At 50.9% G+C, this 8136-nt stretch carries 8 protein-coding genes; 1 reads left to right on the forward strand and 7 read right to left on the reverse strand.

The window, feature by feature from the left end:
- Positions 1 to 68: 68 nt before the first annotated feature.
- The 6 genes from cysA to FDW87_RS01035 all read right to left on the reverse strand — a co-directional run bounded on the left by cysA (position 69) and on the right by FDW87_RS01035 (position 5660).
- Positions 69 to 1166 carry a sulfate/thiosulfate ABC transporter ATP-binding protein CysA gene (gene cysA, locus FDW87_RS01010; protein ID WP_137379367.1) on the reverse strand — a complete coding sequence of 366 codons (1098 nt, stop codon included), beginning with the start codon at positions 1164 to 1166 and terminating at the stop codon, positions 69 to 71.
- Entirely contained in the window at positions 1156 to 2031 is an 876-nt protein-coding gene (gene cysW, locus FDW87_RS01015) for a sulfate/thiosulfate ABC transporter permease CysW (protein WP_016153932.1), read from the reverse strand. The genes cysA and cysW overlap by 11 nt, the downstream gene beginning before the upstream one ends.
- The gene (gene cysT / locus FDW87_RS01020; protein WP_003038061.1) at positions 2031 to 2864 is read right to left on the reverse strand and encodes a sulfate/thiosulfate ABC transporter permease CysT; all 834 of its coding nucleotides are present in this window, start codon (positions 2862 to 2864) and stop codon (positions 2031 to 2033) included. The genes cysW and cysT overlap by 1 nt, the downstream gene beginning before the upstream one ends.
- Positions 2865 to 3881 (reverse strand): sulfate ABC transporter substrate-binding protein, encoded by a 1017-nt coding sequence (locus FDW87_RS01025; RefSeq protein ID WP_137379368.1) that lies wholly within the window; start codon positions 3879 to 3881, stop codon positions 2865 to 2867.
- Between the two features lie 156 nt (positions 3882 to 4037).
- Positions 4038 to 4829 (reverse strand): SDR family oxidoreductase UcpA, encoded by a 792-nt coding sequence (gene ucpA, locus FDW87_RS01030; RefSeq protein ID WP_016153934.1) that lies wholly within the window; start codon positions 4827 to 4829, stop codon positions 4038 to 4040.
- 174 nt (positions 4830 to 5003) lie between these two features.
- The gene (locus FDW87_RS01035) at positions 5004 to 5660 is read right to left on the reverse strand and encodes a FadR/GntR family transcriptional regulator (protein ID WP_016153935.1); all 657 of its coding nucleotides are present in this window, start codon (positions 5658 to 5660) and stop codon (positions 5004 to 5006) included.
- Positions 5661 to 5804: 144 nt separating this feature from the next.
- Here FDW87_RS01035 and FDW87_RS01040 point away from each other — a divergent pair, with 144 nt between their 5' ends.
- Complete coding sequence (locus FDW87_RS01040; protein WP_016153936.1) at positions 5805 to 7121, forward strand: anaerobic C4-dicarboxylate transporter family protein; 1317 nt, start codon at positions 5805 to 5807, stop codon at positions 7119 to 7121.
- A 121-nt stretch (positions 7122 to 7242) separates the two neighbouring features.
- On the opposite strand, the gene FDW87_RS01045 is transcribed toward FDW87_RS01040, so the two are convergent.
- On the reverse strand, positions 7243 to 8136 hold an 894-nt coding region (locus FDW87_RS01045), incomplete at its 5' end, for an anaerobic C4-dicarboxylate transporter family protein (RefSeq protein WP_252362927.1).

The raw sequence follows: 8136 nt of genomic DNA on the forward strand, positions 1-8136 counted from the left end.
GGTCATGCACCACCCGTTAAGCCCGGTAAGCGCAGCGCCACCGGATGATAACTATACGAATTAACCTATCAGGCACTTTGCGCCAGGGCAAGTTCCTCTTCACGCGTTTCAATACGCTGGTCGCCATTATACAAACGCGCATTTTGCAGCCCAACAAACAGACGTTCGCCGCGGTTCGGGGAATCATCGCCCTGCATAATCACCGTCAGCGGTTCGTTATACCACCCCAAAGGTTGCACAACTAATTGGGTGTAGTGTCCTTTCGGACTGGCTTCCAGCACCTGTACCGGCAACGGTGAATCCAGACTGGTACGACGGCTGACGTCCACTTCCCACGGACGCAAGAACAGATCCACCGGACCCTGATAGCCCGGCGTATAGCCCAACGGCCAGCGATGTGCGCCCACGTGGAATTGTCCACCGCGAATCGTCCCTTGCAGGCGGTTAACTTCACCCATAAATTCCAGGACAAAACGGGTAGCCGGTTCGCGCCATACCTGATCGGGCGCATCAGCCTGCTCAATATGACCCTGGCTCATCACCACCACGCGGTCTGCGACTTCCGTCGCTTCTTCCTGATCGTGGGTAACAAACACGCTGGTGAACTTCAGCTCTTCATGCAACTGACGTAGCCAGCGACGCAGTTCTTTACGCACCTGAGCATCGAGCGCGCCAAACGGCTCGTCGAGCAACAAGATCTGCGGCTCTACCGCCAGCGCACGCGCCAACGCCACGCGCTGCTTTTGCCCCCCGGAGAGCTGTGCCGGGAAACGGTCCGCCAGATGAGCCAGTTGAACCATCTCCAGCAGTTTGGTCACTTTTGCTTTGATCGTCGCCGCATTCGGGCGCTCACGCCGTGGCAGAACACTCAGACCAAAAGCGATATTGTCGAAAACAGTCATATGACGAAACAGCGCATAGTGCTGAAACACGAACCCCACCTTACGGTCGCGGGCGTGCAAACGGCTGACGTCAGTGCCGTGGAAACGGATATGCCCGCTGGACTGATGCTCCAGCCCGGCGATGATGCGCAGCAGCGTGGTTTTGCCCGATCCAGAAGGCCCCAACAGGGCGACCATCTGACCTGAAGGAATATCCAGCGAGATATCGTTCAGCACCTGTGTGCGACCAAAAGACTTCTTAATATTGGCAATCTCAATGCTCATGATTTTCCTCCTGCTGCGCGCGCTTCTCCTGGTTTTCCAGGCGCCATTGCAACATGCTCTTCAAAAACAAGGTAATAATCGCCATCAGCGTTAATAGCGCCGCGGCGGTAAAGGAGCCGACAGTGTTGTAGTCCTGCTCCAGTAATTCAATCTGTAACGGCAGAGACAAAGTTTCACCGCGAATCGAGCCAGAAACCACCGATACCGCGCCGAACTCGCCAATCGCACGGGCGTTGGTCAGCACTACACCGTACAGCAATGCCCAACGGATATTCGGCAGCGTAACGCGACGGAACATTTGCCAGCCGGATGCGCCAAGCAGAACCGCCGCCTCATCTTCATGGCTGCCCTGGCTTAACATCACCGGCACCAGTTCGCGCACCACAAACGGACAGGTCACGAACACCGTCACCAGCACCATTCCCGGCCAGGCAAACATAATTTGCAGGTTGTGTTCATCCAGCCATCCGCCAAGCGGGCCGTTAGAGCCGTAAAACAGCAGATAGACCAGGCCGGCGACCACCGGTGAAACGGCAAACGGAATATCCAGTAACGTGAGCAACAACTGGCGTCCAGGGAAGTTAAAGCGGGTCACCAGCCAGGCCAGTAACACGCCAAACACCAGGTTTACCGGCACCGCAATCAGCGCAATCAGCACCGTCAGCCAGATGGCGTGCAGCATGTCCGGATCAGCCAGGTTGTGTAATACCGGCATCAACCCCTTGCTGAACGCCTGCACGAAGATGTAAACCATCGGCACCAGCAAAATAAATGCGGATACCAGCATGCCCGTGCCGATCAGAAACCATTTCCCCCAGTTGATGCGGGGTGCGCCATAACGTTTCAATTGGGTAATGTCTGCCATCAGTGACCTACCACGCGTCGACCAAAGCGACTTTGCAGGGTGTTAATTGAAAACAGCAGCAGCAACGAAGCCCCGAGGATCACAGATGCAATCGCGCTGGCGGCCGGGTAGTCAAACTCCTGCAAACGAACAAAAATCATCAGCGAGGTCACTTCCGTTTTCCATGCGATGTTTCCGGCGATAAAGATAACCGCGCCAAACTCACCGAGGCTGCGGGTAAACGAGAGCGCAACGCCCGCGACTAGCGCGGGAGACAGCTCCGGCAGTACCACTTTACGAAAGCTCTGCCAGCGCGTAGCGCCGAGCGTTTCCGCCGCTTCTTCATACTCCGGACCTAACTCTTCCAGCACCGGCTGCACGGTACGCACCACGAATGGAATGCTGGTAAAAGCCATCGCCACCGCAATGCCAAGCCAGGTGTAGGTCACTTTAATATCCAGCTTCGCCAGCCACTCGCCGTAGAAACCGTTGACCGAAAACAGCGATGCCAGCGTCAGACCTGCTACCGCCGTAGGCAGCGCAAACGGCAGATCCATCAGCGCATCCAGCAGCGTACGGCCCGGAAAGCGATAGCGGGTTAAGATCCACGCCATCAGCAAACCAAACACGCCGTTAAAAATCGACGCCACAAACGCCGACAGCAGCGTCACTTTATAAGCCGCCACCACCTGCGGGTTGGTAATCACATCCCAGTATTGCGCCCAGCTCATTTGCGCCAATTGCATCACCAGCGCGCTAAGCGGCAGCAGCAAAATCAGGCAGACAAACAGTAAGCTGGTGCCCAGGCTCAAGGTGAAGCCGGGCAGTACGCGTCGGGAAGAAACAGCAAACATTTACTTACGCCCCGCCGCCAACAGTTTGTCCAACTCACCGCCGCTGACAAAGTGCGTTTTCATTACCTCAGGCCACGAGCCAAACCTGTCTTCCACGCGGAAAAGTTCGGTCTGCGGGAATTTATCCTGCAGTTTGTCCATCACCTGCGGGTTATTCACGCGGTAGTAGAAATCGGTAATGATGGTTTGCGCCTGCGGGCTGTACAGCCAGTTCAGGTACGCTTTTGCCGCTTTTTCAGTACCGTTAGCCTGCACATTTTTATCTACCCAGGCCACCGGGAACTCCGCCAGAATGTTGACCTTCGGCACCACCACTTCGAAGCCCTGGTCTTCATACTGTTTACGGATGTTGTTCACTTCTGATTCAAAGGTGATCAGCACATCGCCCAGACCGCGTTCCACGAATGTGGTGGTTGCCCCGCGACCGCCGGTATCAAACACTTCCACGTTTTTCAGAAACTGGGTCATGAACTGTTCAGTTTTGGCTTTATCCCCACCATCCGCTTTATCTGCCGCGCCCCACGCAGCCAGATAGGTATAACGCGCGTTACCGGAGGTTTTCGGATTCGGGAAAATCAGTTTCACGTCCGGGCGAACCAGGTCGTTCCATTCGTGGATATTCTTCGGGTTACCCTTACGCACCAAAAACGCCATGGTGGAATAGAATGGCGAACTGTTATTCGGCAGACGGCTTTGCCAGTCGGCCGGGATCAGCTTGCCTTTGTCATGCAGGATCTGTACATCGGTCACCTGGTTATAGGTCACCACATCGGCTTTCAGCCCCTGCAGAATCGCCAGCGCCTGTTTTGATGACCCGGCATGAGATTGTTTAATCGTCAGTTTGTCACCGCCGTTATCCTTCGCCCATTGCTGTTCAAACGGCGGGTTAAGGGCGGCAAACAGCTCGCGAGAGACATCGTATGAACTGTTCAGCAGCTCCGTTGCCTGCGCCTGACCCACCAGCAGCAGCATTGTTGCCAGCGTCAGGGTTCTTTTTTTCAGTAAGTTAACGGCCATTGCGCACCCTTATAAATTTAATGACTTTCTTATGGTCATCATATTTATAACCAGTGCTAAAGGAGTAACGGTTTTATATACCGTTTGATGATTTGAAAGTTGAAAAGAGAATAAGGGTACCTCCTCCCCAGCGCACGGGGAGGAGACCGGCATCAATCAGACGCCGACGCTAACGCTTTCAGGCAGGGTGCTGCCGCCATCAATCACGTTTTGCGTGCCAGTCAAGTAACTGGACTCATCCGACGCCAGGAATGCCGCCAGTTCACCAACCTCAAGTGGGCAGGCCAAGCGGCGCATCGGGATCGCTTTTGCCATTTCGACTAATACGGATTCAGGATCCTCCGGATTAGACTGACGAGCGATATTTTCCGCCATCGGCGTACGAACGTAGCCCGGGCAAATAGCATTAACGCGAATGCCGGACTGCGCGTATTCCACCGCCAGAGATTTGGTCAAACCGATGATTGCGGCTTTCGACAGCGCGTAGGCCGTTTCGCCCGGATCGGCAACCATATCGCCGGTCACAGATGACATCATCACGATGCGCCCGTCTTTGCGCGCAATCATCTCCGGCAGAACGGCTTTCGTCACGTTCCAGACACCTTTAATGTTGATATCAATGTGGAAATCGCGATCTTCATCGCTCATATCAAGGAAGTTGCCGAGGCGACATACGCCCGCATTGTTGACCAGAATATCGATTTTGCCTTCAATCTTCTTCGCGCGTTTTACCGCTTCCGTGACCGACGCAAAATCTCTGACGTCAGCGTGTACGGCGGTGCAACGGTGTCCGCGCCCAGCCAACTCATCCGCCAGTTTTTCAATCTCATCGGAGATATCCAGCAGGATTAGGTTCGCGCCATGGCGGGCAAATGTTCTGGCGATCCCTTCGCCAATACCCTGAGATGCGCCCGTAATCAATGCTGTTTTGCCCGTGAGTTTTCCCATTTCAATATTCTCCTTTTGAATATGAAGCATTCGCTTCATTCACGCAGAAGATACAGCAATAACAAATAAGTGCTGAGGAATAGCTCACTAAATCAGGTTAATCTCAGGTAAAAAAAGTCCCCGGCATTGCGGGGACCCAACGGTAAACATGCTCTGACCAGGTTAACAGAAGACTTACAGCCGTTTTTCCAGCAAATGGGCTCTCATCAACTCCGATGCCATCTGCGCATCCCCTTTTTTAATATGAAGCAGTATTTCCCTCTGTTTTGCCGCCGTATCAAGAAAATACTGACGATCGTTCGCAGGTAACGACTCCCTTGTTTTCTCAAAATAAGTAATGAGGACATCAGAGAAAACCTGCAGCACCCGGTTGCCACTCGCCTGTAGCAAGAGCAAATGAAAATCTCTATCGTGACGATCGGCCACCTGGGGGTTATCCGCATTCTCTTCAATAAGCCTTAGCTCATTTTCAAGTTTGGAGAGCATCGCCGGAAAAATTCTACGTGTTGCCAGAGGGATAATCGCGCACTCAATCAGGATCCTTGCCTCTGTAAATTCCGTGATATCAAACCCAGACAAATCAAACTGCATTAACAACTGGTGATTTATGTTGTGCTGTTCCAAATTCTTCAAGACGCTGCCACGACGAGGAGATCGTTCCAACATTCCCATCTGTACCAGTGTGCTGAGCGCCTGACGAACTTTATATCTTGATGTATTAAAACGAACGGCAAGCTCAGTTTCAGTTTCAATGCGACCATCAGCATTGCGGTTAGCATCATCAAGCAGATAATTTTTAATACTTTCAAACAGTTCGTTTTTGTTATCCATAAACACTCTCGGATTAAAGTGCTGCAAAACTGATGAGTATAAATAATCTAATAAGTTAGATTGCTTAATATACTGTTATGGTAAGATTATAGCCCCTATTATTCAAATTATACCAAGCCATTTGTTAATAAAAAGGAATTAATTATGGTGTTATTCGTAACTCAGTTTGCGATAGTACTTATATGTATCGGTATAGGTGGGCGTTTTGGTGGGATTGGCCTGGGGGCTGCTGGCGGGTTAGGACTCGCTATCCTGACTTTTGGTTTTGGACTCCCTCCCGACTCACCTCCTTTCACTGTTATTTCTATTATCCTTGCGGTTATCACTTGCATCACAATCCTCCAGGCGGCTGGCGGGCTTGATTTATTCGTTACGATGGCAGAACGGATCCTCAGAAAGTGGCCGGGCGCTATCACTTTCCTCGGCCCCGCAGTCGCTTACCTTTTTACTGCTATCTGCGGAACAGGATATGTTGCCTTTTCGGTTTATCCAGTCATTGCTGAAATTGCAGCAGATGCCAGGGTACGGCCAGAGAGAGCCATGTCGATGTCAGTAATCGCTGCCAATTTTGGGCTTATTGCCAGCCCGGTCAGTGCGGTCGTTACAGGGACAATTGCTGTCCTTGCTGGATTACATGTCTCTGCTTTAGATATCTTGCTAGTCACCGTTCCCGGAACGTTCCTTGGCTGCGTTGTCGGCTGCCTGTTCGTCTTTAAAAGAGGTCATGAGCTTAAAAATGATCCGGAATTCCAACGCAGGGTTGCTGAAGGTGAGTTTGAATCAGTAAAAGCTGAAGAGCGAACAGCCAATATAGTGACAAAAGAGGCGAAGAGAGGATTGCTGATTTTCCTTACCGGTATCATTCTGGTCGTACTTATGGGTTCAATTCCTGAATTACGTCCTGAGTGGAATAACGGTACCGGAATGGAACGTATGAGTATCCCTACCACGCTGCAAATAGTTATGCTGACAACAGCATGTATTATTATGATGGTATGTCGAATTTCTCCGTCAAAACTCGATTCAGGTTCTGTTTTTAAAGCTGGTCTTGTGGGTGTTGTCGCCATATTTGGTCTGTCATGGATGATGAACTCCTTTTTTGAGGCATGGCACGAGTTATTTAACACGGCTTTCCACGGTTTTCAGAATCCAGTCTTGTTCGGCATTATTGTTTTTGGTCTTTCAGCCGTAATTTATAGCCCCGCAGCGACTGCTGTAGCGCTACTCCCCGCTGGCGTGTTAATGGGATATCCGGCAGAAACCCTGGTCGCCCTGCTCCCGCTGACTTGTGGATCATTCATTATTCCAGGGGGGGCACAGATTGGCTGTGTGGCGTTTGATCGTACCGGGACAACTCGAATTGGCAAGTATGTGGTTAATCACAGCTACATGCTACCTGGTCTTGTCACCGTTGTAGCATCAACCCTTTTTTGCTTCCTTTTTTCCAAAATGCTGATGTAGTGAGAGAGCAATTTAATTGTGGTAAACCTTTTCTTCATGGCATCCCCCCTGAATGAATTCAGAGAGGATGCCTGGTACTCACTTCTGAATAGCACCACTGCAATTTTCCATAGAATGTACTTTACAGAACAACCTGAGCAATGAGATAAGCAAAAATTACCTGAGAGATAACCATCACAAAGCCCGGACGAATATAGCTATGGTTGACAACAAAGCGTCCAATCTTTGTGGTACCTGTTCGATCAAATGCAACACAGCCGATTTGATTTGCTCCCGGTATAATAAAGTCACCACAGGTACAAGCAAAAATAGCGATAAGAAACGGGGCTGGAATACCTAAGGTAACACCGAGTGGCATGATGGCAGCTACCGTCGCCGCCGGGCTCATAATGACCAGCGAGAACAAGAATACAACCACACCAAATAGCATTGGTGCATCATTGACAATGCCACCAAAGACCTTAATCAGTTCTGGCTGATAGGCATCAAAAAACGTCGCCGTCATCCATGAAACGCCGAGTATTGCTACCACTCCCATCAAACCTGCACGGAAGACTGAGCCGCTATTCAAGGTACTACTTGGTACTTTACTGACAATCATAATAAACAACGCGGCTGTCAACATGACCATCTGAATAACCATTGGGGTTGACAGTCTTTTTCCATCCCAGGAAGGGAGTAACTCAGTAAAAGAACCTAAAATAAGTACCAGTACCACACCAATCGCAAAGATAACGACACCTTTTTTAGCGCCAGCTGAAGCAACAAATTCTTTTTTCTGCTCTGTATGCATGAACTCATATTCGCCAGCAGCAACTCTCCTCTGGAATTCCGGATCATCCTCCAGCTCTTTTCCGCGTTTATAAACAGAAAAGCTGGTAACAATAGCTGCCATAAAGAATGATGGGAGAGCAATTGTCAGTATTTGCCCAAGGCTAATCCCGGCATATTCATGCAGAATAGCCAGCATCCCCGCGGTTGCCGCACTCATCGGACTGGCAGCAACCGCGACACT

Origin of the sequence: Citrobacter sp. wls826, assembly GCF_005281245.1 — a bacterium.
Lineage (GTDB): Bacteria > Pseudomonadota > Gammaproteobacteria > Enterobacterales > Enterobacteriaceae > Citrobacter > Citrobacter braakii.